The following is a 23,539-nucleotide window of genomic DNA, read 5'->3' as shown; positions in this document are numbered from 1 at the left end:
GTTCACGTCGCGGGCTGGGTCCAGCGCAGCAGGGCGCCGAGGCCTCCGGGCGGGCCCGCGTCGGGGGCGGCCCCGGCGACGGACAGCGCCGAGGCGCCGCTGGCGGCGGCACACCGCATCAGCGCGTCGTCGGCCCGGGCGGAGAACGGTTCGGACGCCCCCAGGGCGGCGGCGTCCGTGCGCCGGGTCGCCAGCTGGTCGGGCTCGTCGCCGCACCAGACCTCGTGGTGCGCGTCGGGGCCGTCCGAGCGCACCAGCAGCTCGGACAGGCGGTGCTGGCGCGCGGCGTCCACCAGAGCGGGTACGCCGGCCGCCGCGGCCTCGTCCCGGCCGCGCGCCGCCGCGAAGTCCTCGAGCGAACTCGCCGCCCGGTAGGCCACGTGCTCGGCCTTGATGCGTTCGATCTCCAGGCCCAGCTGACCGCTCCCGGCCCCGTGCCGACACCGGACGGCCAGTTCCTGCAGCGGCTTGGGGAGCTTGTCCTGCACGGCGGCGCACTCCCGGTCGTCGCCGACCAGGACGATGAGCTCGGCCCGTGTCTCGGCCTGACAAGTCTGCAACGCCTGCGCGATCTCGGCGGCGTTGTGCTCCCAGGTGTTCTCCACGCGGAGCTGGAAGTGCCGCTCCGACCAGGAGTCCCTGCCGGTGCGGTGTATGGGCCACTGATCGCCGGAGACGGTGCCCACGTGCATGTCGTCGCGGGCGGAGTGCAGTTCGACATCGGCGCCCTTGCGGTCGATGCGGGCGATCATGCACAGGGGGTCCTCGCCCGCGAGGTCGAGCAGCGGCGTGGTGCGCGGCAGCGGCCCCCAGTGGGCCGCGTCGGTGGGCGCCGCGCTCAGCGGCAGGTCGAGTACGACCTCGCCGTGCGTGGCGAACAGGGCCCGGCCGACGGGCTCCCGCGTGTGCCGCAGCTCGTCGGCGGCCGTCCGGACGGCCTGGCACGTCGCGTCGTCGGCGCCGGAGGCCGCGAGTGTGCGCTGCACCTCCGCGGCCTCGACGGACCGCTCCTTGGGCGTGGACTCGGAGTGTCGGGACGTGTCGATGTACACACTCGCCCACGGTCCTGGACGGTCGCAGAGCGGAGTGAGGTGGGTGAGATCCATGGCTGCCCTCCCAAGCTGTCGGGTTCTTCGCTGACCAGATCTGACCGGACGGGTCATCCTGGGCATCACGCTCACCAGCGGCCCGGGTTCCCTGCCGGGGGCCGGTCATTCACACAAGATCCGAGGGTGAGCGGCGCGCGGGTGGGGACCCGGATGCCATGACCGGGATGTCGGACCTCAGGAGTTCGTACTGGATCGATTCCGCGCCGGGCACCGCGTACCCGCCGTTGGAGCGGGACGCGACCGTCGACGTGGCGGTGATCGGCGGTGGGATCGCGGGTCTGAGTACGGCGTGGGAGCTGACGCGGGCCGGGCTGAGCGTCGCCGTGCTGGAGGCGGGCCGGATCGCCGAGGGCGTCACCGGGCACACGACGGCGAAGCTGTCGGCCCTGCAGTCCTTGGTGTACAGCCGCCTGCGCCACGTCCACGGCGCCGAGGGCGCCCGCCTGTACGCGCGTTCGCAGACCGAGGCGATCGAGCACGCGGCGGAGGTGGTGGAGCTCTTGGGCGCGGACTGCGAGTGGGAGCGCACGGACGCGTACACCTACGTCTGTTCCCCGCACGGGGTCGCCGGGCTGCGGGCGGAGGCGGTCGCGGCGCGCGCGGCGGGGCTGCCCGTGTCGTTCGTCACCGGGACGGAGCTGCCGTTCCCCGTCGCGGGCGCCGTGCGCGCCACGGGGCAGGCGCAGTTCCATCCCCGCAAGTACCTGCTGGCGCTCGCCGCCGACCTGCGGGCGAAGGGCGCCCTGGTCCACGAGCACACGTCCGTGTTCGGGCTGCAGGAGGACAGCGAGTGCCAGGTGACGGCCGAGACCGGCGCACAGGTGACCGCGCGTGACGTGGTCGTGGCGACCCATTACCCCGTGTTCGACCGGGCCCTGCTGTTCACCCGGCTCACACCGCGCCGAGAGATCGTCATCGCCGCGCCGCTGCCGGCGGAACGCGCGCCGCGCGGCATGTACATCACGCCGGAGGAGAACACCCGCTCCGTGCGCACCGCCCCGTACGGTGACGGGCAGCGGCTGCTGATCGTCACCGGCGAGAAGTTCACCCCCGGCACCGGCAATCCGGCCGTACGTCTCGACCAGTTGCTGAACTGGACGGCCACGCACTTCCCCGACGCCGAGCCCCGCTACGGCTGGGCCACGCAGGACACCTTCCCGTGCGACAGCGCACCGCTCGTGGGACTTCTGCACCCCGCGGCCCGGCACACGTACGTGGCGACGGGTTTCGGCGGCTGGGGCATGAGCGGCGGGATCATGGCGGGCTCGCTCCTGACCGCGCTGATCACCGGAGGTGAACCGCCGCCGTGGAAGGGCCTGTACGAGCCGCGGCGGGTGCGGTCCGTGCTGCGCTCCGCGCCCCAGTTCCTGCGCAGTCAGGCGGATGTCGCCTACCACTTCGTGGGTGACCGGGTGCGGTCCTCGCCGGTGGCATCGGTGGAACGGCTCCCCCGGGACAGCGGCGCGATCATCCGGGTGAACGGCCGGCGCAGCGCCGTGTACCGGGATGTCGACGGGAAGCTGCACGCGGTGTCGGCGCGGTGCACGCACCTGGGCTGTCTGGTCGCGTTCAACTCGGCGGAGCGTGCCTGGGAGTGCCCGTGCCACGGCTCGCGCTTCGACACGGACGGGCAGGTCGTCCAGGGTCCCGCGACGCGCGGCCTGGAGCAGCGCGACGTCTGACCGGGCGCCGGCTCACTGCTGGTGCTGCCGGTCGGGATCGGCGCTTTCGGCCGCGCGCTGTGGGCCGACCGTGTACCAGGGGTCTTCGGCGGACGCGATGCCCGCCGCGAAGATGCCGAACCGGGTGCACGCGGAGCCGGCGAGGAGGGCGAGGCCGGCCGCGACGGCCGCCGGGCGGCTGCGTCGGCCGAACAGGGCAGCCCCCGCCGCGCCCGCGACCGTGAGGGCCTCGGCGCAGCGCAGCAGCGTGCCCGCACGCCCCGACCGGTACGTCTCCGCCACCATGCCGAGGTCGCGTTCGGCGGCGCGCAGCGCGGCCTGCTCGGACGCGGCGCCGAGCACCGCAGCGCAGACGGCCGGGGCGTTCTCCCGCGTGGGCCCCAGGACGAGGGCCATGCCGGAAGCGGCCGCGGTGGCCGATGCGCCGAAGACGTACGGCAGTTGACGGTGGGCGCCGTGCCAGGCGGGCACCGCGGTGTCCGCCGCCAGCACCCCGGTGTAGGTGGCGAGCGCGGGGCCGAGCAGTGCGGCGCCTGCGGTCGCCGCCGCACCGGTGCGGGGCAGCCGACCGGTGGCGGCGGTCAGCGCGGCGACGCCGGCCGCGGGACCGTAGGCACTGAGGATCCAGGAGCCGACGCTCATCGGTGAGGTGGGCTTGACGACCCGCAGCATGTTCGGGAAGCGGCTGGGCACACCGAGGTCGTTGACCAGCGCCGCCGCGGACAGGGTGACCGACGCGAGCGACGACGCCTTCAGTGCGGTGGCCGTCCTCGGCCGTCCTGTGAGATGGGCCCCCGCCGCGAGCACCGAGCCCGCTCCGGCGAGCCCGCCGAGGAAGAAGTAGCCGGCGATGTCGCGCGCGGCCCAGGACGGGGCCTTGATGATCGGCCTGCCGTAGTACGAGCCGAACTCGGCGCGCGGCACCATGAGTTCCTCGCCGCGCCTCTTGCGGCCGCGCCGTCGTGGTTCCGTGGCGCTCATCGCCGTGCCTTTCCTCGCAGGACGGCCGGGACCGCGAAGGACATCGCGATGCCACCGGCCAGTGACAGGGCCGCCGCGCCCGCGTGCTTCCACATCGCGGGCAGGTCCCGTGTCGTGACCACCGGGTCAGGCGGCAGCCCGTACACCTCGGGCCGGTCGAGGAGCAGGAAGAACGCTCCGTCGCCGCCGACGCCGTCCTCGGGATCGTGCCCGTAGAGCCGGGCTTCGCCCACCCCCTGGTCGTGCAGTTGGTCGACGCGCAGGGCGGCCCGCTCGCGCAGTTCGTCGAGCGGGCCGAACTGGATGGACTCGGTCGGGCAGGCCTTCGCACAGGCCGGTTCCTGTCCGGCGCCGAGCCGGTCGTAGCAGAGGGTGCACTTGAACGCCCTTCCGTCGGAGGGGCGTTGCTCGATGACGCCGTACGGGCATGCGGGCACGCAGTAGCCGCAGCCGTTGCAGATGTCCTCCTGGACGACGACGGTGCCGAACTCGGTGCGGAAGAGCGAACCCGTGGGGCACACGTCGAGGCACGCGGCGTGGGTGCAGTGCTTGCACACGTCGGACGACATGAGCCAGCGCATGCCGGAGTCGGCGCCGCTGCTCTGTGTGGCGGCGTCGCCCGTCTCGGCGGTATCGGTCCCGATCACCGGCAGGGCGGTGCGTCCCTCGGGGGACGGCGGTCCTTCGACGGGCGCCGACTGTTCGATGAACGCGACGTGCCGCCAGGTGGATCCGCCCAGTCCCTGCGTGTTGTCATAGCTCATCGCGCTCAGCGACAGGCCGTCCTGCGGGATCGCGTTCCACTCCTTGCACGCGACTTCGCACGCCTTGCATCCGATGCAGACGGATGTGTCGGTGAAGAACCCCACCCGTGGCGGGGCGTCCTCGTGGCCCGCGTCGCGGGCCGGGTCCGGTTCTGGGCCGCTCAGCAGGTTCCCGGTCACTTCTTCGTCTCCGTTCCCGTCTCGTCGGTGATGCCGGCCCTGCTGCGGTACGCGGCGACCAGCTTCGGCAGGTCCGGGCCCCGTGGGCGCCGGCCCGCGATGATGTCGGCCGTCAGCGCCTTGTCCTCCTGGATGTGGGAGTTGGGGTCGAGGGCGATCGCGACCAGTTCGTTGGCGGCGTCCCCCGTGGACACTCCGTTCGGCCCCCAGTGGAACGGCAGCCCGATCTGGTGCACCGTCCGCCCGTGCACGGTCAGTGGTTTCAGCCGCTCGGTCACCATCACCCGCGCCTCGATGGCGTTGCGCGCGGTGACGATGGTCGCCCAGCCGCCGTGCACGAGCCCCCGTTCGGCGGCGAGTTGGGGGGACAGCTCGCAGAAGAACTCGGGCTGCAGCTCGGACAGGTAGGTCGACCAGCGGCTCATCCCGCCCGCCGTGAAGTGTTCGGTGAGGCGGTGCGTGGTGACGACGTACGGAAAGACGTCGGCGCCGGGCTCGTTGCCGCTCGGGTGGTATCGGTTGCCCTCGCGCGGGCGCAGCTGCCGGGTGGGCGAGCGCGACCACGCGGGGTAGAGGGCGTTGACGAAGGGCGAGTCCTGCGGCTCGTAGTGGGTGGGGAGCGGGCCGTCCTCCAGGCCGGCCGGCGCGTACAGCCAGCCCTTGCCGTCGGCCTGCATGATGAACGGGTCGTCGCCGCGCAGCGCGTCGGGCCCCGTGGCGTCGTCCGGCGGCTCGTAGTCCGGGCGGCGGTCGGGCACGAAGTCGGGGACGTCGTACCCCGTCCACCGTGCGGCCTGCTCGTCCCACCACACGTACGACTTGCGGTCGCTCCAGGGCGTTCCGTCGGGGGCGGCGGAGGCGCGGTTGTAGAGGATGCGCCGGTTGGCAGGCCACGCCCAGGCCCACTCGGCGGCCACCCAGTCCTGTTGTGTGTGCGGGGTGCGGCGGGCCGCCTGGTTCACACCGTCGGCGAAGACACCGCAGTAGATCCAGCAGCCGCACCGGGTCGATCCGTCGTCCTTCAACTCGGTGTACGCGGACAGCGGTCCGCCGTCCGGGCCGTGCCCGTTGATCTCGGCGAGGACCGAGGCGGCGACGGGTTCGCGCAGCGGCCCCTCCACCGGGTAGTCCCAGGTCAGATCCTGGACGGGCCGATCCATGGGGTCGTCGGACGCCGCCAGTTTCTCCTTGATGCGGCGGCCCAGGTGGTACATGAACCACAGGTCGCTGCGGGCGTCGCCGTCCGGCTCGACCGCCGCGTGGTGCCACTGCAGCCAGCGGTTGGTGTTGGTGAACGAGCCGGACTTCTCCGTGTGCGCCGCGGCGGGGAAGAAGAAGACCTCCGTGCCGATGTCCTCGGTGCGCATCTCCCCGGACTCGATCTCCGGTCCGTCCTGCCACCAGGTCGCCGACTCGATCAGCGAGAAGTCCCGTACGACCAGCCACTCCAGCTCGGCCATGCCCATGCGCTGCAGACGCGTGTTGGCCGAGCCGACCGCGGGGTTCTCCCCCATCAGGAAGTAGCCCTTGCACGTGCCGTCGAGCTGCGCGAGCACGGTGTCGTACGTGCTGTGGGAGCCGGTCAGGCGCGGGAGGTGGTCGAAGCAGAAGTCGTTGTCCTCGGTGGCGGCGTCGCCGTAGTACGCCTTGAGCAGGCTGACGAAGTAGGAGCGCATCTCGCCCCAGAAGCCCTTGTCCGTGCGGCTGGCCGTGACGAACGCGTCCAGGTCCTCGTGGGCGTGCGCGTGCGGCATCGGGAGATAACCGGGGAGCAGGTTGAACAGGGTCGGGATGTCGCTGGACCCCTGGATGGAGGCGTGCCCGCGCAGCGCCTGGATGCCGCCGCCGGGGCGGCCGATGTTGCCGAGCAGCAGTTGCAGGACGCTGGCCGCGCGAATGTACTGCGAGCCCACCGAGTGCTGGGTCCAGCCGACCGCGTAGGCGAAGGCGCTGGTCCGTTCGCGGCCGGAGTTCGAAGTCAGCGCGTCGCACACCTCGAGGAACGTCTCCCGCGGCACCCCGCAGGTCTGCTCGACGAGCTCCGGGGTGTAGCGCGCGTAGTGCCGCTTGAGGATCTGGAAGACGCAGCGGGGGTGCTGGAGCGTCTCGTCGCGGACCGGGGCGGCGGGGGCCCTCGCCCCGCCGGAGCCCTGCGTCTCCGCTCCCCCGGCGGCGCTGATCCTGGAGCGCGCGTCCTCGCCGACGCGGCGCTCGTACTGCTCGTCGACCTCGCCGGTGGGCTGCTGCACCTCCTCGCCCTCGTACTGCCAGCTCACGGGGTCGTAGTGGCGCTGCTCCTCGTTCAGGCCGGAGAACACACCGCCGAGGTCCTCGGTGTCCTGGAAGTCCTCGCTCACCACCGTCGCCGCGTTCGTGTAGGCGAGCACGTACTCGCGGAAGTCCTTCTCCTCGGTGAGGACGTGGTTGATGATGCCGCCGAGGAAGGCGATGTCGCTGCCCGCGCGGATGGGGACGTGCAGGTCCGCCAGGGCGCTGGTGCGGGTGAACCGCGGGTCCACGTGGATGATGCGGGCGCCCCGCGCCTTGGCCTCCATCACCCACTGGAATCCGACGGGGTGCGCCTCGGCGAAGTTCGAGCCCTGGATCACGATGCAGTCGGCGTGCTGAAGGTCCTGCATGAACGTGGTGGCGCCGCCCCGCCCGAAGGAGGAGCCGAGTCCGGCGACGGTGGAGCTGTGGCAGACCCGCGCCTGGTTCTCCACCTGGACCACGCCGAGCCCCGTCAGCAGCTTCTTGATCAGGTAGTTCTCCTCGTTGTCCAGCGTCGCGCCGCCGAGGCTGGCGATCCCGAGCGTGCGGGCCGTGCGCAGTCCCTCGTGCTCCCACTCCCAGGTGCGGCGCCGGGTCTCGACCACGCGGTCGGCGACCATGTCCATCGCCGTCTCCAGATCGAGCGGCTCCCAGTCGCGCGCGTAGGGGCGCCGGTAGAGGACCTGGTGACGGCGGGCGGACCCGGTGGTGAGCTGGAGCGTCGCGGACCCTTTCGGGCACAGGCGGCCCCGGCTCACCGGGGAGTCCGGGTCGCCCTCGATCTGGACGACCTGCTCGCCCTTGACGTAGATCTCCTGACCGCAGCCGACCGCGCAGTAGGGACAGACCGACTTCACCACCCGGTCGGCGGTGTCCGTCCGTGGTCGCAGGGTCTCGCTGCGCGGCGACATCGCGGCCGAGCCCCGCCCCAGTGGATCGGCCCCGGTGATCTGACGAAGGACCGGCCAGCCAAGGATCCGGTTGCGGGCACCCATCGCTCCTCCAACGCATACGGCTCGTCACGAGTCTCTTGCGGACGCGTCCGGCCGGCGACTTCAAGCACTACAGCCCGTGACCGCGGGCGCCACGAGGAGACCTCCACCGAAACGGTGCGTCGGCACTGCCGACGGAAGTCCCCGCGCTGCCGCCAGGTACCCCGCAGCCGGGGGACGACACTTCCCGCGCGTGGCCGACCCCGATGGGCAGGGGTCGGCGGCGCAGTGGGAGGGTCACGGCAGGTCCGGGGTCCAGGCGACTCCGTTGATGTGCGCCCCGCCGTCCACGAAAAGGGTGTTGCCGGTCAGGTAGCGCGTGCCCTCGCCCGCGAGGAACAGGGCCACCGGGGCGATGTCCCGGTCGGGGTCGCCCATGCGGCCCATGGGGTTCACGGCTTCGGCCCGGGCTTCGAGTTCGGGGTGCTCGCGCATCATCCGGTGGTAGGCGGCGCTCTTCGCGCCGGGGCAGACGGCGTTGACCACCACGCCGGTCGGGGCCCACTCCCTGGCGGCGGTTCTGGTGAGGGTGCGCAGGGCCTCCTTGGCGGCGTTGTACTCCAGGGTTCCCATGTGGGCGTTCACGCCGTTGAGGCTGCACATGTTGACGACCCGGCCCCAGCCCTGCCGTCTCATGTGCGGGAACGCCGCCCGCATCGCCCAGAACGGGCCGTAGAAGCCGATCCCGAGGCCGCGGTCCAGCATCGCGTCGGTCTTGTTCTCCACCCGGCCCACGTCGCCGGGCGACCAGGCGTTGTTCACCAGGATGTCGAGGCGGCCCCACTCCCGGACCGCCGTGTCGACCATCGCCAGGACCTGGGCCTTGTCACCGACGTCCGTGCGTACGAAGCGGGCGCCGATCCGGTCCGCGGTGGCGCGGCCCGTTTCCTCGTTCCGTTCCGCGATCAGGACCCTCGCCCCCTCGGCGGCGAACCGGCGGGCCACCGCGGCGCCGATTCCGTCGCCGCCGCCGGTGACGATCGCGACGCGGCCCTCAAGCTGCATGGTCGTGTCCCCCGCCGTCCGTGTCGTCGCTGCGGACGCGGATCCGGCCGGTGAGCGCGGCCTCGCCGATCGACGAAACCAGGCTGCGGCAGCCCGTGAACGGCGTCGCGGGTCCCCCGGTGCCGCGTTCCGCGCAGGTGCGCAGGGCCTCGGCGTTCCACTGGATGCTGGTCTGCTGCCAGCTGCTCTTGCGGGCCTCCACCCGGGCGCCGCAGGTCCCGCAGGAGACGGGGACCATCGGCGCGTCGAGGAGGCGGTTGTCGGGTCGTACCGTCATCGGGCCGGCCCGCTCGCCGCCGTCTCCTCGGCGGTGCGCTGCGCGAGGTTCGCCGCGATCTCGGCCTTCCACGCCTCGTTGGGCCGGCTCGTGTCGATCTCGAACTCGAACCGGTCGGTCATCTCGGCGCTCACGTCGCCGGCGTCCACGTAGAACTGCTCGTACCAGCGGCGCAGTTGGTAGACCGGCCCGTCCTCCTCGCACAGCAGCGGGTTGTCGATACGCGCCTTGTTCTTCCAGATCTCGACGTCCTGCTCGAAGCCGATCTTGATGAACTCGCCCAGCTTCCGGGCCACTTCCTCCGCACTCTCGCCCATGTGCTCGGCCTTGCGCACGATGATGCCGTACTGGAGCATGAACGAGTTCTCGTCGACCGGGTAGTGGCAGTTGATCAGCACGGAGTTCACATCGCCGTCGGCGTAGTGGTACGTGAGGTCGTCGATCATGAACGAGGGGCCGTGGTAGGTCGCCAGGGAGGTCTGCCCCAGCATCTGGGGTGCGCCGCTGCCCTCCGCCTGGGGGCGGCGCACGTCCTCGCGGCCGACGCCCTTCATGAACTGGGTCGCCGTGTGCCCCTCGAAGATGTTCTTGAAGTGGGTGGGGAACGAGTAGTGCACGTAGAAGAAGTGCGCCATGTCCACCACGTTGTCGACGATCTCGCGGCAGTTGGAGCCCTCGATCGTGACGGAGTACCAGGACCAGTCGGTCCACTCGTCGCTGTCCGCTCCCTCGATCCGCGGAATCGTCACGTCCTCGGGCGGCTGCTTGCCCTCCGGGTCGTTCCAGACGAACAGCAGGCCGTCCTGCTGAAGGGTCGGATAGGCGGCGGTGCGCGCCCGCATCGGGACCCGGCGGGCGTACGGGATCCGGGTGCAGCGTCCGTCGCCGCCCCAGCGCCAGGAGTGGAAGGGGCACGCGACGTCGTCGCCCTGCACGGTCCCGCGGGAGAGGTCGCCGCCCATGTGGCGGCAGTACGCGTCGAGGACGTTGAGCCGGCCGTCCGACGACGCCCACACGACCAGTTTCTGCCCGAAGGCACGGACGGTGTGCGGCGCGCCGTCGTGGAAGTCACTGGCGAGCCCCAGGCAGTGCCAGCCGCGGGCGAAGCGGGCCGGAAGGGCGTCCGCCTCGATCGTGCGGACCTCGGGCGAGCTGGTCATCTGTGGCCTTCCCTTCCACCGAGCCTGCGCTCGGCACGGTTCGGAGCGGGTGCGCGTCGCTCGGCGGCGACGTCTCCCGGAACGTACGGCGCGCGCCGGGCCGGTCGGCCGGGCGGTCCCACTGAGCGGTACGGGTCCGTGCGCGGCGGTGGCCCAAGGCGCTGGGATGGGGCGGGCGGGCCTCCTGTGTCCTGGGTCCGCGGGCGCCTCCCGCCCGAAGCACGGCGTACGGCGGACGGCCGCAGGCCGACGGGGGCGCGGCACCGATAGCATCGGGTGCCGAAGGACGCGATCACGAGCCGGAGGAGTGGAACCGTGCCCAGAGTCGCCGAGCCCCGACCCGCGGCCGAGCCGCAGTCGCCCGGGCAGAAGGCGCGGTACGCGCGCATCCTCGACGTCGCGGCGCGCCTCGGTGCCGAGCGGGGCCTGGACCATGTGCAGATGCACGACGTGGCCAAGGAGGCCGGCGTCGCCATCGCCACGCTCTACCGGTACTTCCCCTCCAAGACCCACCTGTTCACCGCGATCATGTCCGACCAGGTCGACCACATGGACGACGAGTCGCCGGAGATCCTCGGCGCCGCCGACCCCGTGGACGCCGTCGCGGAGACCCTGCTGCGCTCGACGCGGCACATGCTGCGCACTCCGCTGCTGGCGAGCGCGATGATGCAGAGCAATTACGCCGCGCACACCGCCACGGTCAGCGAGGCCGCGGGGATCGAGGCCAAGGTGCACCGCACGGTGCTCAGGCTGCTCGGGCTCGTCCACCCCACGGACCGGGACGACCGGCTGATCCGGCTGCTGATGAAGAGCTGGCACGGGGTGCTCGTCGCCGCGATCTACGGGCACACCACCCACACCGACGCGGAGACCGAGATCCGGCTCGCGTGCGAGGTGCTGCTCGGCGCCCGCTCGAACGCCACCGGGGCCTGAGCCTCCCGGCCTTCCGCGGTTCCCGGTCATCGGGACCGTCCCCGCCCCCGCGTGCCCCGGCTGCTTCGATCGGGATCCACGACGACGGCCGCCGGGCCACTCCCCGGCGAGGAGGGCGGAATCATGGACAGCACGATCACGGACAGCGGAATCACGGACATCGGCAGCTCACGGGACTTCATGGAGCGCGCCCTGGACTTCACGGGCCGGGTCGTCGTGGTGACGGGCGGGACGAAAGGCATCGGCTTCGCCATCGCCGAGACCTTCCTCGCCGCCGGGGCGCACGTCGTGGTCTGCGGGCGGGGCGAGCCGGGTTCCCTGCCGACCGCGGACGGCCGACAGGCGGTGTTCGTGCCCGCCGACGTGCGTGACCCCGAGGCCGCGAACGGTCTCGTGGCGGCGGCGGTCGAGCGGTTCGGACGGCTTGACGTCCTGGTCAACAATGCGGGCGGCTCCCCCGACGCCGACGCGGCGACCGTCTCGCCGCGCTTCGTCGAGAAGATCGTCGCGCTGAATCTGCTGGCGCCGTTCTACACCGCGCAGGCGGCGAACCGGGTGATGCGGGAGCAGGACGAGGGCGGCTCGGTCGTCAACATCGGCAGCGTCTCCGCCCACGACCCGCAGCCGGGCACCGCCGCCTACTCGGCGGCGAAGGCCGGGCTGCTCGGCCTCACCCGCGCCCTGGCCCTGGAGTGGGCGCCCAAGGTGCGCGTCAACCACATCACCACCGGCCTCATCCGCACCGAGAGCGCAGCGTCCGTGTACGGCGAGGACGGCGGCGCCGCCGTCGCGGGTGTGATCCCGATGGGGCGGATGGCCGTCCCCGCGGACGTCGCCCGGACCTGCCTCTACCTGGCCGGGGATCTGGCGCGCTACGTCAACGGGGCCGATGTCGCCGTGCACGGCGGGGGCGAACTGCCCGCCCGCTACTTCGCGGCGAGGACGTCCGGCACGCGGTGAACCGGGGGCAGACCGCCGGGCACGGGCTCAGATCAGGTTGTCCTCGACGGTCAGGCCCAACGCGTCGCGGCCATACATGGCCAGTGTCCGCTCCACGTCGTTGGCGACGTGCACGCTGCCCGCGTGGGCGTCGCGCCAGACCCGTTCGATCGGGTTGCCGCGCCGCAGCGAGTGGCCGCCGGCCGTCTTGAACAGCAGGTCGATCGCGGCGACGGCGCGTTCGGTGCCGCGCACCTGGTCCCGGCGCGTGCGCAGACGCAGTTCCATCGGGATGTCCCGGCCCGCGGCGACGCGCGCGGTCAACTCCCTGATGTTGTGGTCCATTTGCAGAACGGTCGCGTCGATCTCGGACGCCGCGCGCGCGACCGCCACCTGGGTGTGCGGGTCCTCGGCGAACCGGCCGCCGCCCAGGCTGAGCCGGGCCCGTTCCCGCATGCGGCCGACGTAGGACGCGTAGCCGCCCGCGACCGCTCCGACGATGGGCGCGGTGACGGCGCTGGTGAACACGGCGGCGAACGGCAGCCGGTACAGCGGGCCCGGGTTGACCTTCTGGCCGGGGCCCTTCAGCTGGGCCTGTTCGTAGTTGCGGATCACCCGGTGCCGGGGGACGTGCGCCCGCTCGACGACGATGTCGTCGCTGGCGGTGCCGCGCAGCCCCACGACGTCCCAGGCCTCCTCGATCCGGTAGTCGGATCGAGGCACGAGCACCGTCAGGAAGTCCACGGGCCGCCCCTGGTCGCCGACGACGAGGGCGCCGAGCAGGGCCCAGCGGGCGTAGCCGCAGCCGGAGGAGAAGCTCCAGCGGCCGGTGAGCCGGTAGCCGTCGTCGACGGGGGTGAGCCGGCCCACGGGCGCGTACGCGGACGAGATCAGGGTGTCGGGGTCCTCGCCCCACACCTCGGTCTGCGCCTCGGCGGTGAAGAGCCCCAACTGCCAGGGGTGCACGCCCAGTACGGAGGTGATCCAGCCGGTGGAGCAGCAGGCCGCCGAGATGGCCCGTACGACCTGGTAGAAGTCGAGCGGGTCGGCCTCCTGTCCGCCGAAGGGGCGGGGCTGGAGCATGCGGAAGACACCGGCGTCGGTCAGCTCGCGCACGGTCTCCTCGGGCACGCGCCCCTTCTCGTCGGTGGCCGCGGCCCGGTCCGCGACGGCCGGGAGCAGCTCCCGCACCGTCTCAAGCACCGTGTTGCCCATCGTGTCGTCCCTTTCGCATGTGCTACCGGGCGTCCGGGGCGGTCCGGAGGTCCAGTTCGGTCTTGCGGATCTTGCCTGCGGCGTTGCGCGGGAAGGCGTCGAGGACGACGACCTCGCGGGGCACCTTGAAGTTCGCCAGGCGTTCGCGGCAGAAGGCGGTCAGCTGCTCCGGGGCGATGTCGGCGCCGGGGCGCAGGACGACATAGGCGCGTCCCACCTCTCCCAACCGCTCGTCGGGGATGCCGACGACGGCGGCCTCGGAGACGGCGTCGTGCCGGCTCAGGAGCTGCTCGATCTCCGCCGGGTAGACGTTGAACCCGCCGACGACGAACATCTCCTTCGACCGTCCGGTGAGAGTCAGCCGTCCGCCCTCGTCGAGGTGTCCTACGTCCCCGGTGGTGAGCCAGCCGTCGGCGTCGACCGCCTCGGCGGTGGCCCGCGGGTCGTCCAGGTAGCCGAGCATCACGTTGTGGCCGCGGACGAGGACCTCGCCGTCCTGCCCCGCCGGCAGCGGTCGGCGGTCGGCGTCGACGACGCGCACCTCCACGCCGTCGATGGGGCGTCCTGCCGTGCGGGCGATGGTCTCGTCGTCGTCATCGGCGCGGCAGACGGTCACGGTGCCGCAGGACTCGGTGAGTCCGTAGGCGGTGACGACGACCGGGAAGAGTTCCGCCCGTACGCGCTTGACCAGGGCGACCGGCACGGTCGCGGCGCCGGTGACGGCCAGGCGCAGCGAGGACAGGTCGTGGCGGTCGCGGCCGGGCGCGTCCAGCAGCGTGGTGAAGATCGTGGGCGGTCCCGGCAGGACGGTGATGGCCTCGTCCTGGACGGTCCGCAGGGTCGCGGCGGCGTCGAAGACGGGTTGGAGCACCATGGTCGCCCCGCGCAGCAGGCAGGCCAGGACGCCCGCCTTGTAGCCGAAGCAGTGGAACATCGGGCTGATGATCAAGTAGCGGTCGCCGCGGGTGAGTCCGGTCCGCCCGGACCAGGCCAGGTAGGTGCGGACGTTCTGGCGGTGCGTGGTCAGCACACCCTTGGGGCGTCCTGTGGTGCCGGAGGTGAACAGCACGTCCGACACGTCGTCCTCGCGTACGCGCGCGGCTCTGGCGGCGGCTTCGGCGGCGGGCACGGTGGTACCGAGGCGCAGGAAGGACTGCCATGCCGTGGCGGCACCACGGTCGGGCCCGTCGGCCAGGTCGACCACGTGGGCCAGTTCGGGGAGGCCGGGCACGGGCCCGCCCTCCCCCGCCACGGCGCCGATCATGTCCAGGTAGTCGTTGCCGAGGAAGCCGTTCTCGACGAGCAGCAGCCGGGCGCGGCTCTTCTCCAGCACCCAGTGGGCCTCGTCGCCCTTGTACCGGGTGTTCACCGGGAGCAGGACGGCGCCCGCGCCGAGCACGCCGAGCGCGGCCGTGATCCAGCGGGCGCTGTTGGGCGCCCACAGTGCGACCCGTTCGCCGCGCCGGACGCCCAGGGCGAGGAGGGATCTGGTGACCGCGAGGGCGTCCTCGTGCAGTTGACGGTTGGTCAGCCGCAGGTCGCCGTCGACGAGGGCCTCCACGTCGGGGAAGGACGCGGCGGCCCGGGCGAGGACCGCCGGGACGGTGGCGTGGTCCGTCGGCATGTCCTTCACTCCTTGGGCAGGAGCCGCTGGGACGCCTCGTGGGCGCCGCGGACGAGCTGCGCGCGGTCGTGGACGGCGGCGCGGTTCGCGGCGGTCGCGAGGTTTCCGCCGGCCACCCACAGGGGCCCGTCCGCCAGGTGTTCCAGGCCCTCGCGGGCGACGTCGTCGGGGTCGGCGACGTCGAGGCCCGGCAGGTCCATGCGCAGGCCCGCGCGTTCCATCGCGGGGGTGCGGGTCACGCCGAGGACGAGTTCGAGGACGTGTACGCCGTGCGGCGCGAGCTCCAGCCACAGCCCCTCGGCGAAGACCCGGCTGAACGCCTTCACGGCGGAGTAGACGCTCAGCCGCGCCTGGCCCATGTAGCCCGCGAGGGAGCCGACGAGCAGGATGCCGCCGCGACCGCGTTCCTTCATCAGCGCGCCGAAGTGGTGGGTGAGCGCGAGCTGTGAGGTGATGTTGAGGTCGATCACGCTCTGGACGCGGTCGAGTTCGCCGCCGACGAACTCGTGGCCGTAGCTGTTGGCTCCCGCGTTGAAGACGATCAGGCCGACGTCGAGTCCGTCGGTGACGGCGCGGATCGACTTCGGCGCCGCGGGGTCGAGCAGGTCCAGCTGGAGGGAGCGCACCTCGACGCCCTTGGCGCGGACGGCGGCGGCCGTCTCCTCCAGGGGGCCTGGCCTGCGGGCGACGAGCACCAGGTTGATCCCGGCGTCGGCGAGCCGGTGGGCGAAGGCGGCGCCCACTCCCTCGGACCCGCCGGCGACGACCGCCCACGGGCCGTACACGTCTTTGTCGATCATCGGCTTCCTTTCAGGCTGTGTCTCAGCTGCCCGGCGTGGGCTGGGTTCCCGTGGTGTCGAGCGCGGCGACGCTGTACGCGGCGAAGGTGCGGTGGGGGTCGCGCCCGGAGAAGTACGGGGAGAGCCCGGCCTCCAGCTCCTCGGGCGTGAACGTGCCGTCGGTGGCGGTGAACTTCTTCTCGACGGTGGGCGGCGCGAGGAGGGCGACCATGTCGCCGTAGACGACGAAGACCTGACCGTTGATGTCCTCGGCCGCCGGGGACGCGAGGTAGCCGACGAACGTCGCGACCCGCTCCGGGGCCATGATGTCGAGGCCGCCCTCGGGGGTCGCGCCGGTGCCGAACGCGTCGGCGGTCATGGCGGTGCGGGCGCGCGGGCAGATGGCGTTGGCGCGGACGCCGTAGCGGGCGAGGCCCTGCGCGGTGGCGAGGGTGAGGGCGGTGATGCCCGCCTTCGCCGCGGAGTAGTTGGGCTGGCCGGGGGCGCCGAACAGGAAGGCCTCGGACGAGGTGTTGACGACCCGTCCGTAGACCGGGCCGCCCGCGGCCTTGCTGGCGGCCCGCCAGTGCGCGGCCGCGGCGCGGACGACCGCCGCGTGGCCCTTGAGGTGGATGCGGATGACGTCGTCCCAGTCGGACTCGGTCAGGTTGAACACCATCTTGTCGCGCAGGATGCCCGCGTTGTTGACGACGATGTCGAGGCCGCCGAAGGTCTCCACGGCGGTGCGGACCAGTCGGTCGCCCATCGACCAGTCGCCGATGTCACCGGTGACCGCGACGGCCTCGCGGCCGAGGGCCTTGATCTCGGCGACGACGTCGTCGGCGGCGGGACCCACGTCGTTGACGACGACGTTCGCGCCCTGCGCCGCGAGCGCCAGCGCCTCACTGCGGCCCAGGCCGGCCCCGGCCCCCGTGACGACGGCGGTGCGCCCTTCCAGGCTGGTCCTCGTGCTCATGCTGCCTCTTTCGTTCCTGTGCTGCGTGGCGGATACGGCTCGGCGAAACTAGTACGAATTCTGGTTCCACCTCCGCGGCCGTCCCGCTCAGTGGGTTGTCCGGCCGACCGGTCGCGGTCCGCGCCTAGACGAACCGGACCGACACCTCGCCCAGCCCGTCGAACTCGGCCCGGAAGTCGTCCCCCGGCCCGGCGTCGACGGCGGCCGTGCACGAGCCCGGCAGGATCACGTGTCCCGCCTCAAGCCGCACGCCGAACGCCGCGACCTTGCGGGCCAGCCACGCGACGGCCACCGTCGGGTCGCCGAGGACGGCGCTGGTGCGGCCGCGCGCGATCTCCTCGCCGCCCCGGAACAGCACGGCGCCGATGTCGGCCAGGTCCAGATCGCCCGGAGCGATCCGTGTCGCGCCGAGGACGACGCCTGCAGACGAGGCGTTGTCGGCGATGGTGTCGGCAAGCCCTATCCGCCAGTCGGCGATCCGGCTGTCGATGAGTTCGAGGGAGGCGACGACGTACTCCGTCGCGGCGAGCACGTCCTTCTCGGTGCAGTCCTCGCCGGGCAGGCTGTCGCCGAGTACGTAGCCGATCTCCACCTCGACGCGCGGGGCGCAGTAGCGGCCCGCCTCCACCGGGGTGTCCTCGGAGAGCACCATGTCCGAGAGCAGATGGCCGTAGTCCGGTTCGTCGACGCCCATCATCCGCTGCATGACCTCGGAGGACAGGCCCACCTTGTGGCCGCGCACGGACACGCCGGGCTGCCGCAACCGCCCGCGGATGTTGCGCAGTTGGATCTCGTAGGCGTCCACGACGTCGATGCCGGGAAACGTCGCGGTGAGCGGGCCGACGGGGGCGCGGTCCCGTTCCGCCCGCGACAACAGGTCGGCGGCTGCCGCGCGCTGCGACTCGTCAAGCATCGAACGTCTCCTTGTGCTGTCGTGGGGCTTCGGCGGGGAGTTCCGGCCGGGGCGCGGGGGTGAACCGGGCCCGGACTCCGGTCAGGACCGGTCGGCCGTACGCCGACGCCTCCAGGCGCAGGCCGTCGGCGCCGTCGTCCCAGGCTTCGGCGGTGAGCCGGTCGCCGGGGAAGACCGGGGCGCTGAAGCGGGCCTCCAGGTCCGTGAGGTCGGCCGGGTGGGCACCGAGGATCGGGGCGGCGGGCAGGGTGAGGGCGGCGAGGGTGCACAGGCCGTGCAGGAACGGCCGGGGCATGCCCGCCGCGCGGGCCGCGGCCGGGTCGATGTGCATGGGGTGCCGGTCGCCGAGCAGCCGGTACTGGGCGGCCTGTTCGGGGTGTGTCGCCACGGTCAGCTCGTGGTCGGCGGGCCCTTCGGGACGCTTCGGGGAGCCGGGCCCGCGCCCGCCGCCGAAGCCGCCGCTGCCGGGGGCGAACAGGGACCAGGTCGCCAGGAAGTGCTCGCTGTCCACCTCGACGTCGAAGACGGCGGCGCCGCCCTTGTCCCACACCTCGGCGACGCGGGCCGTCATCGTCACCTCCCCCGCCCTGGGCAGCGGACGGCGCACGGTGAGGCGCTGGGCGCCGTGCACCGCGGTCGTGATGTCGAAGGCACCGAGCGCGCCGAGGGCGTCGGGGGCCCACTGGGCCAGGGTCAGCGCGAACGTCGGCAGGACCCGCAGGCGTTCCTCGAAGACCAGGTCGAGGTCGCCGGCGCGGGCGCCGACCGCGAGCGCGTAGAGGATCGCGTCGCGTTCGGTGTAGGCGACGGTGCGGCTGCCGAGGTCGTGGCCGCGCCACGGCGACCCGGTCATCGGTCGGCTCCCAGGACGAGTCCGCTGGTGGGCACTCCCGTGCCGGCGGTGACCAGGACGTGTCCGACGTTCTCGGGCTGGTTCACCGAGGTGCCGCGGACGAGGCGGACGGCCTCGGCGATGCCGTTCATGCCGTGCAGGTAGGCCTCGCCGAGCTGACCGCCGTGGGTGTTCGTCGGGAGTCTGCCGCCGAGTTCGAGGTGGCCGTCGACGATGAAGTCCTTCGCCTCGCCGGTGCCGCAGAAGCCCAGCTCCTCCAGTTGCGGCAGCACCAGCGGGGTGAAGTGGTCGTAGAGGACGGCGGCGTCGATGTCGTCGGGGCCGAGGCCGCTCTGCGCGTACAACTGCCGTCCGACCAGGCCCATTTCCGGGATGCCGCTGATGCGGTCGCGGTAGTAGCTGGTCATCATGTGCTGGTCGGCGCCCGAGCCCTGGGCGGCGCCCAGGACCACGGCGGGCGGGTGGCGCAGGTCGCGGGCGCGTTCGGCGGAGACGATCACCAGGGCCTGGCCGCCGTCGGTCTCCTGGCAGCAGTCGAGGAGTCGCAGCGGTTCGGCGATCCAGCGTGAACTCTGGTGGTCGGCAAGGGTGATGGGCCGGCCGTGGAACCAGGCGGCCGGGTTGTTCGCGGCGTGCTTGCGGTCCAGGACCGCGACCCGGCCGAAGTCCTCGCTGGTGGCGCCGTACTCGTGCAGATAGCGCCGGGCGAACATGGCGACCCACTGGGCGGGCGTGTTCAGGCCGAACGGCGTCATCCAGGAGTACGCGGCCCGGTCCGCGCCGGTGTCCATGGCCCGGTCCGCCTGCCCGAGGCCGTAGCGCTCGCCGGAGCGTTCGTTGAAGGCGCGGTAGCAGACGACGACTTCGGCGGCGCCCGAGGCGACGGCCATGGCCGCCTGCTGCACGGTCGCGCAGCCTGCTCCGCCGCCGTAGCCGATGCGGGAGAAGAAGGTCAGCTCGCCCATGCCGGTGTTGCGGGCCACGTGGATCTCGCCGTTGGTGTCGGCGGTGAAGCTGACCAGGCCGTCGACGTCGGCGGGGGTGAGGCCCGCGTCGGCGAGGGCCGCGAGGACGGCCTCACAGGCGAGTTGGAGCTCGCTGCGCCCGGAGTTCTTGGAGAACTCGGTGGCGCCGATGCCGACGACGGCGGCGCTGCCCGTCAGAGCGGTCGTGCTCATGGCGCACCGACCTCCTTCGAAGGGCTCGGCAGGCGCGGGAGCCGCACGGCGACGGATCCGGTGACGTGTGCGCCGAGGCTGTTGGTGCCGCGCACGGCGATCTCGACGCGGGCGTCCTCGTCGTCCTTGGCGGTGACCGTGCCGGTGAGCACCATGGTGTCGCCGGGGTGGTTGGGGGCGCCCAGCCGGACGCGGATCGAGCGGACGGTCGCGGCCGGTCCCGCCCATCCGGTGACGTACCGGTCGACCAGGCCGTTGCTGGTCAGTATGTTCATGAAGACGTCCTTCGACCCGCGCTCGCGGGCCAGTTCGGGATCGTGGTGCACGTCCTGGTAGTCGCGGCTCGCCAGGGCCGTGGCGACGATCAGGGTCCGGGTCACCGGGATGTCGAGCGGCGGCAGCTCCTCGCCGACCGTGATGTCCTCGTACCTGCGGCTCCTCGGCGTGCTCACGCGGTCACCGCCCTGTCGGCCAGGACGTCGCCGAGCCGGGACAGGTCGGCGGCGGCCCCGCCGAGGGTGGTCGCGAGCTGTCTGCCCCACAGGAAATGGCGGTGCACCGGGTAGTCGGTGTCGACGCCGATGCCGCCGTGCACGTGCTGGACGCGGTGGACCACGTTCGAACCGCCCTCACCGGCCCACCACTTGGCGACCAGCACCGCCTGCTCGGTGTCCTGACCGTCCGCGAGCGCGGTCACCGCCTGCCACAGGGTCACGCGCATCGCGTCGATCTCGATGACACAGTCGGCGAGTTGGTGCTGGACGGCCTGGAAGGTGGCGAGCGGACGGCCGAACTGCTCGCGCCCGCCCAGGTGGTCGGCCGCGTACCGCACCGCGCCCTGCGCGACGCCCAGTTGGACGGCGGCGAGCGCCGTGCGCGCCCGGTCGACGGCCCATTCCAGCACGCCGCTGCCGGGGGTGCCGACCTGCTCGGCGGGGGTCCCGTCGAGGTCGAGGTGGGCGCTCAGCTCGTGGGTGGTGGTCTCGGCCGGTGTCCAGGTCGCGCCGGGCGCGTCGCGGCAGACGAGGAAGAGGCCGGGGCCCGCGTCGGTGGTGGCGGCGACCAGCACGTGCCCGGCGCCCGCCGGTGACGGTACGGCTGCCTTGGTGCCGGTGAGCCGCCAGCCGGTGCCCTCGGGTGCGGCCGTGGTCAGCGGCGCGGCCGGGTCCGCGGGGGCGAACTCCTCCAGGGCCAGGGTGATCCGGCCCGTACCGTCGGCGGCGTGCGGGAGCAGGGCGGCGCGCTGCTCGGCCGAGCCGTGCGCGGCGACGGCCAGGGCTCCGAGGACAGCGGGCCACAGCGGTACGGGTGCCACGCGGCGGCCCTGTTCCTCCAGCAGGACGCAGAGTCCGGGCAGGTCCAGGGCGGCGCCGCCGGCCTCTTCGGGGAGCGGGGCGGCGAGCAGTCCCGCCGCCGCCAGGTCCGCCCAGAGCTTGTCGTCGACGCGGGTGGCGGACATCTCGACGGCCCGCAGCCGTTCGGGCGTGGCGTGGTCCGTGAAGATCTCACGGGCCAGGTTCCTCAGTTCTTCGAGGTCTTCTCCCAGCGAGAAGTCCATCAGCGGTCCTCCGTGGCGACGGGCCGGAACACCGGCAGGGACAGGTCGGGGTCGGCGTCGAGCCAGTCGAGGACGACGGGCAGGTCGACGGTGACGTCCTGCGGCGCGATGCCGGTCAGGTTGGTGATCAGCCGTGTGCCCTCGCCGAGTTCGACGACCGCGACGACGAGCGGGTAGTCGAACGCCGGGTGCCGGGGGTGGTGGTTGACCGTGAAGCTATGGACACGGCCGCGCCCCGAGGCCTCCACGGCGTCCCACTCGAAGGAGCCGCAGTGCGGGCAGCAGGGGCCGGGCGGGTGGCGCAGGGCCGTGCAGGACACGCAGCGCTGGATGAGCAGCCGGTGCTCCTTGGCCGCCTCGAACCAGAAGGCGTTGTCCCGGTTGAGGGCGGGTCGGGGGCGCTGTGGCCGTGCGGGAGTCGGGGCGGCGGGCCGGAAGCGCAGGGTGCGCCAGCGCTGCGTGGCGACCATCTCGCCGTCCTGGTCGCGGTAGGTCTTCAGGGTGGTGACGAAGCGGCCCGCGCCGAGCCCCGTCTGCTTCTCCGCCGAGATCGACTCCACGACTTCCTGTACGCGGACGTGGTCACCGGGCACGAGTTCGCGGCTGAACTCCAGTTCCGAGTCGGTCGCCACGACCGAGGTGTATCCGCCCTCGTCGAGGAGTGCGACCAGTTCGTCGAAGCCGCGGCGGCCGGGCGGCGGGTCGACGGTGGCGGCGTAGCCGCGCATCGTCCACGCCTGCACCATCGACGCGGGCGCGACGACGCCCGGCCGTCCGGTGGCGCGGGCCGCCGCTCCGTCGACGTAGACCGGGTTGGTGTCGCCCATCGCCTCGGCCCAGTGCCGGATCATCGGCTGGTTGACCGGGTCCTGGCCGGGTGTGAGGGGGCTCAACTCACGCCCTGTGAAGGCCTGGAGCCGTGTCTCGTAGTCCTCGCTCGGCGTGCTCACTGTCCACGCCCCTTGCGGGGAAGGCCGAGCCCCTGGACGGCGACCATGTCGCGCAGCACCTCGTTGACACCGCCCCCGAAGGTGTTGACGATGCCCTGCCGGGAGAGCTGTTCGACCTGTCCGGCCAGGGCCGCGCCGGGCGACTCGGGCCGGATGCGGCCCGCCGCGCCGAGGATCTGGCTCAGGGTGCGCTGCACGTCGATGTGGGTCTCGGTGCCGTACGTCTTGGCGGCGCCGGCGTCCGCGCCGGTGAGCCGGTCGTGGGCGACGGCGTCGGTCATCTTCCAGTTCATCAGCCGCATCGCCTCCAGGCGGGCGTGGGTGCGGGCGAACTCCCGGCGGACCCATGGCTGGTCGAGGGCGCCGTTGTCCCCGGCCCACTCCAGGACCCGTTCCCACAGCTGGATCATGCGCCCGCCCAGGGCGGCCAGGCCGATGCGTTCGTGGTTGAGCTGGGCCGTCATCAGCCGCCAGCCGCCGTTCACCTCGCCGACCACGTCGGCGGCGGGCACGCGTACGCCGTCGTAGTAGGTGGCGGTGACGACCATGCCGCCGACGGTGTGGATGGGGCTCCAGGAGAAGCCCTCGGCGTCGGTGGGCACGATCAGGATGGAGATGCCGCGGTGCTTCGCCGCGTCGGGGTCGGTGCGGGCGGCCAGCCACACGTGGTCGGCCGTGTTGGCGCCGCTCGTGAAGATCTTGCCGCCGTCGACGGTGAAGTGGTCGCCGTCGCGCACCGCGCGGGTGCTGAGCGACGCCAGGTCGGTGCCCGCGCCCGGCTCGGTGTAGCCGATCGCGAAGACAATGTCGCCGGAGAGGATCCCGGGCAGGAACCGCTTCTTCTGCTCCTCGGTGCCGTACGCCATGAGCGTGGGCCCGACCGTGTTGACGGTGACGAACGGGAAGGGCAGGCCCGCCCGTTGGACCTCGTCGAAGAACACGTACTGCTCCTCGAACGACCGTCCCTGGCCGCCGTACTCCTCGGGCCAGCCGATGCCGAGCCAGCCGTCGGAGCCGAGCCGGCCGACGATCTCGCGGAAGCGGGGGCCGCCCACGCCCTCCTCGCCGGCGCGGCGCCGTTCGTCCTCGGGCAGCAGCCCCGAGAAGTACGCCCTCAGCTCGCGGCGCAGTTCGAGCTGCGCGGCGCTCTCGCGCAGGTGCATGTGGTCTCTCCAGTCCTCTCGTGTCCTCGCGGGCGCC

The 23,539-nt window shown here is 72.6% G+C and carries 21 protein-coding genes; 3 read left to right on the top strand and 18 right to left on the bottom strand.

What is annotated here, in order from left to right; translation table 11 throughout:
* Nucleotides 1–2: 2 nt before the first annotated feature.
* Nucleotides 3–1,106 (bottom strand): baeRF2 domain-containing protein, encoded by a 1,104-nt coding sequence (locus tag ACY34M_RS34870; protein ID WP_462716707.1) that lies wholly within the window; start codon nt 1,104–1,106, stop codon nt 3–5.
* A gap of 158 nt (nt 1,107–1,264) precedes the next feature.
* On the opposite strand from ACY34M_RS34870, the gene ACY34M_RS34865 reads away from it, so the two are divergent.
* Complete coding sequence (locus ACY34M_RS34865; protein ID WP_462716706.1) at nt 1,265–2,791, top strand: FAD-dependent oxidoreductase; 1,527 nt, start codon at nt 1,265–1,267, stop codon at nt 2,789–2,791.
* Between the two features lie 12 nt (nt 2,792–2,803).
* On the opposite strand, the gene nrfD is transcribed toward ACY34M_RS34865, so the two are convergent.
* The 6 genes from nrfD to ACY34M_RS34835 all read right to left on the bottom strand — a co-directional run bounded on the left by nrfD (nt 2,804) and on the right by ACY34M_RS34835 (nt 10,421).
* Nucleotides 2,804–3,772, bottom strand: coding sequence for an NrfD/PsrC family molybdoenzyme membrane anchor subunit (gene nrfD, locus ACY34M_RS34860; RefSeq protein WP_462716705.1), 969 nt, complete (start codon nt 3,770–3,772; stop codon nt 2,804–2,806).
* Nucleotides 3,769–4,716, bottom strand: coding sequence for a 4Fe-4S dicluster domain-containing protein (locus ACY34M_RS34855; protein ID WP_462716704.1), 948 nt, complete (start codon nt 4,714–4,716; stop codon nt 3,769–3,771). Before ACY34M_RS34855 ends, nrfD begins: the two co-directional genes overlap by 4 nt.
* The gene (fdh, locus tag ACY34M_RS34850) at nt 4,713–7,982 is read right to left on the bottom strand and encodes a formate dehydrogenase (protein WP_462716703.1); all 3,270 of its coding nucleotides are present in this window, start codon (nt 7,980–7,982) and stop codon (nt 4,713–4,715) included. Before fdh ends, ACY34M_RS34855 begins: the two co-directional genes overlap by 4 nt.
* A gap of 234 nt (nt 7,983–8,216) precedes the next feature.
* A complete protein-coding gene (locus ACY34M_RS34845) occupies nt 8,217–8,984 on the bottom strand; it encodes an SDR family NAD(P)-dependent oxidoreductase (protein ID WP_462716702.1) in 768 nt (255 codons plus the stop codon).
* Nucleotides 8,974–9,261 carry a ferredoxin gene (locus ACY34M_RS34840; protein ID WP_462716701.1) on the bottom strand — a complete coding sequence of 96 codons (288 nt, stop codon included), beginning with the start codon at nt 9,259–9,261 and terminating at the stop codon, nt 8,974–8,976. Before ACY34M_RS34840 ends, ACY34M_RS34845 begins: the two co-directional genes overlap by 11 nt.
* Nucleotides 9,258–10,421, bottom strand: coding sequence for a Rieske 2Fe-2S domain-containing protein (locus ACY34M_RS34835; RefSeq protein WP_462716700.1), 1,164 nt, complete (start codon nt 10,419–10,421; stop codon nt 9,258–9,260). Before ACY34M_RS34835 ends, ACY34M_RS34840 begins: the two co-directional genes overlap by 4 nt.
* Nucleotides 10,422–10,736: 315 nt before the next feature.
* On the opposite strand from ACY34M_RS34835, the gene ACY34M_RS34830 reads away from it, so the two are divergent.
* Together ACY34M_RS34830 and ACY34M_RS34825 are read left to right on the top strand one after the other, a co-directional pair.
* A complete protein-coding gene (locus ACY34M_RS34830; protein WP_462716699.1) occupies nt 10,737–11,354 on the top strand; it encodes a TetR family transcriptional regulator in 618 nt (205 codons plus the stop codon).
* A gap of 180 nt (nt 11,355–11,534) precedes the next feature.
* Nucleotides 11,535–12,314, top strand: a complete 780-nt coding sequence (locus ACY34M_RS34825; RefSeq protein WP_462717195.1) for an SDR family oxidoreductase — start codon at nt 11,535–11,537, stop codon at nt 12,312–12,314.
* Between the two features lie 27 nt (nt 12,315–12,341).
* On the opposite strand, the gene hsaA is transcribed toward ACY34M_RS34825, so the two are convergent.
* The 11 genes from hsaA to ACY34M_RS34770 all read right to left on the bottom strand — a co-directional run bounded on the left by hsaA (nt 12,342) and on the right by ACY34M_RS34770 (nt 23,502).
* On the bottom strand, nt 12,342–13,508 hold the full coding sequence (hsaA, locus tag ACY34M_RS34820) for a 3-hydroxy-9,10-secoandrosta-1,3,5(10)-triene-9,17-dione monooxygenase oxygenase subunit (RefSeq protein ID WP_462716698.1): 1,167 nt from the start codon (nt 13,506–13,508) through the stop codon (nt 12,342–12,344).
* Between the two features lie 22 nt (nt 13,509–13,530).
* On the bottom strand, nt 13,531–15,132 hold the full coding sequence (locus tag ACY34M_RS34815) for a FadD3 family acyl-CoA ligase (RefSeq protein WP_462716697.1): 1,602 nt from the start codon (nt 15,130–15,132) through the stop codon (nt 13,531–13,533).
* A gap of 5 nt (nt 15,133–15,137) precedes the next feature.
* Complete coding sequence (locus ACY34M_RS34810; RefSeq protein ID WP_462716696.1) at nt 15,138–15,932, bottom strand: SDR family NAD(P)-dependent oxidoreductase; 795 nt, start codon at nt 15,930–15,932, stop codon at nt 15,138–15,140.
* A gap of 22 nt (nt 15,933–15,954) precedes the next feature.
* A complete protein-coding gene (locus ACY34M_RS34805) occupies nt 15,955–16,887 on the bottom strand; it encodes a 3-oxoacyl-ACP reductase (protein ID WP_462716695.1) in 933 nt (310 codons plus the stop codon).
* 124 nt (nt 16,888–17,011) lie between these two features.
* Nucleotides 17,012–17,800, bottom strand: a complete 789-nt coding sequence (locus ACY34M_RS34800) for a 2-keto-4-pentenoate hydratase (RefSeq protein ID WP_462716694.1) — start codon at nt 17,798–17,800, stop codon at nt 17,012–17,014.
* On the bottom strand, nt 17,793–18,653 hold the full coding sequence (locus ACY34M_RS34795) for a MaoC/PaaZ C-terminal domain-containing protein (RefSeq protein WP_462716693.1): 861 nt from the start codon (nt 18,651–18,653) through the stop codon (nt 17,793–17,795). The genes ACY34M_RS34800 and ACY34M_RS34795 overlap by 8 nt, the downstream gene beginning before the upstream one ends.
* Entirely contained in the window at nt 18,650–19,831 is a 1,182-nt protein-coding gene (locus tag ACY34M_RS34790; RefSeq protein ID WP_462716692.1) for a lipid-transfer protein, read from the bottom strand. The genes ACY34M_RS34795 and ACY34M_RS34790 overlap by 4 nt, the downstream gene beginning before the upstream one ends.
* Entirely contained in the window at nt 19,828–20,283 is a 456-nt protein-coding gene (locus ACY34M_RS34785; RefSeq protein WP_462716691.1) for a MaoC family dehydratase, read from the bottom strand. The genes ACY34M_RS34790 and ACY34M_RS34785 overlap by 4 nt, the downstream gene beginning before the upstream one ends.
* Entirely contained in the window at nt 20,280–21,389 is a 1,110-nt protein-coding gene (locus ACY34M_RS34780; RefSeq protein WP_462716690.1) for an acyl-CoA dehydrogenase family protein, read from the bottom strand. The genes ACY34M_RS34785 and ACY34M_RS34780 overlap by 4 nt, the downstream gene beginning before the upstream one ends.
* Nucleotides 21,389–22,339, bottom strand: a complete 951-nt coding sequence (locus ACY34M_RS34775) for a bifunctional MaoC family dehydratase N-terminal/OB-fold nucleic acid binding domain-containing protein (RefSeq protein WP_462716689.1) — start codon at nt 22,337–22,339, stop codon at nt 21,389–21,391. The genes ACY34M_RS34780 and ACY34M_RS34775 overlap by 1 nt, the downstream gene beginning before the upstream one ends.
* Nucleotides 22,336–23,502: an acyl-CoA dehydrogenase family protein gene (locus tag ACY34M_RS34770; RefSeq protein WP_462716688.1), complete on the bottom strand. Its 1,167-nt coding sequence runs from the start codon at nt 23,500–23,502 to the stop codon at nt 22,336–22,338. Before ACY34M_RS34770 ends, ACY34M_RS34775 begins: the two co-directional genes overlap by 4 nt.
* Nucleotides 23,503–23,539 lie beyond the last annotated feature (37 nt).

Source organism: Streptomyces sp. EDA2-14, from assembly GCF_054963755.1.
This window is presented reverse-complemented; position numbering and strand designations above follow the sequence as displayed.

What these genes read in the sequence shown, in the direction of transcription:
- ACY34M_RS34870 (WP_462716707.1), bottom strand. Translation starts at nt 1,106, where the DNA reads ATGGATCTCACCCACCTCACTCCGCTCTGCGACCGTCCAGGACCGTGG.
- ACY34M_RS34865 (WP_462716706.1), top strand. Translation starts at nt 1,265, where the DNA reads ATGACCGGGATGTCGGACCTCAGGAGTTCGTACTGGATCGATTCCGCG.
- nrfD (WP_462716705.1), bottom strand. Translation starts at nt 3,772, where the DNA reads ATGAGCGCCACGGAACCACGACGGCGCGGCCGCAAGAGGCGCGGCGAG.
- fdh (WP_462716703.1), bottom strand. Translation starts at nt 7,982, where the DNA reads ATGGGTGCCCGCAACCGGATCCTTGGCTGGCCGGTCCTTCGTCAGATC.
- ACY34M_RS34845 (WP_462716702.1), bottom strand. Translation starts at nt 8,984, where the DNA reads ATGCAGCTTGAGGGCCGCGTCGCGATCGTCACCGGCGGCGGCGACGGA.
- ACY34M_RS34840 (WP_462716701.1), bottom strand. Translation starts at nt 9,261, where the DNA reads ATGACGGTACGACCCGACAACCGCCTCCTCGACGCGCCGATGGTCCCC.
- ACY34M_RS34835 (WP_462716700.1), bottom strand. Translation starts at nt 10,421, where the DNA reads ATGACCAGCTCGCCCGAGGTCCGCACGATCGAGGCGGACGCCCTTCCG.
- ACY34M_RS34825 (WP_462717195.1), top strand. Translation starts at nt 11,535, where the DNA reads ATGGAGCGCGCCCTGGACTTCACGGGCCGGGTCGTCGTGGTGACGGGC.
- hsaA (WP_462716698.1), bottom strand. Translation starts at nt 13,508, where the DNA reads ATGGGCAACACGGTGCTTGAGACGGTGCGGGAGCTGCTCCCGGCCGTC.
- ACY34M_RS34815 (WP_462716697.1), bottom strand. Translation starts at nt 15,132, where the DNA reads ATGCCGACGGACCACGCCACCGTCCCGGCGGTCCTCGCCCGGGCCGCC.
- ACY34M_RS34810 (WP_462716696.1), bottom strand. Translation starts at nt 15,932, where the DNA reads ATGATCGACAAAGACGTGTACGGCCCGTGGGCGGTCGTCGCCGGCGGG.
- ACY34M_RS34805 (WP_462716695.1), bottom strand. Translation starts at nt 16,887, where the DNA reads ATGAGCACGAGGACCAGCCTGGAAGGGCGCACCGCCGTCGTCACGGGG.
- ACY34M_RS34800 (WP_462716694.1), bottom strand. Translation starts at nt 17,800, where the DNA reads ATGCTTGACGAGTCGCAGCGCGCGGCAGCCGCCGACCTGTTGTCGCGG.
- ACY34M_RS34795 (WP_462716693.1), bottom strand. Translation starts at nt 18,653, where the DNA reads ATGACCGGGTCGCCGTGGCGCGGCCACGACCTCGGCAGCCGCACCGTC.
- ACY34M_RS34790 (WP_462716692.1), bottom strand. Translation starts at nt 19,831, where the DNA reads ATGAGCACGACCGCTCTGACGGGCAGCGCCGCCGTCGTCGGCATCGGC.
- ACY34M_RS34780 (WP_462716690.1), bottom strand. Translation starts at nt 21,389, where the DNA reads ATGGACTTCTCGCTGGGAGAAGACCTCGAAGAACTGAGGAACCTGGCC.
- ACY34M_RS34770 (WP_462716688.1), bottom strand. Translation starts at nt 23,502, where the DNA reads ATGCACCTGCGCGAGAGCGCCGCGCAGCTCGAACTGCGCCGCGAGCTG.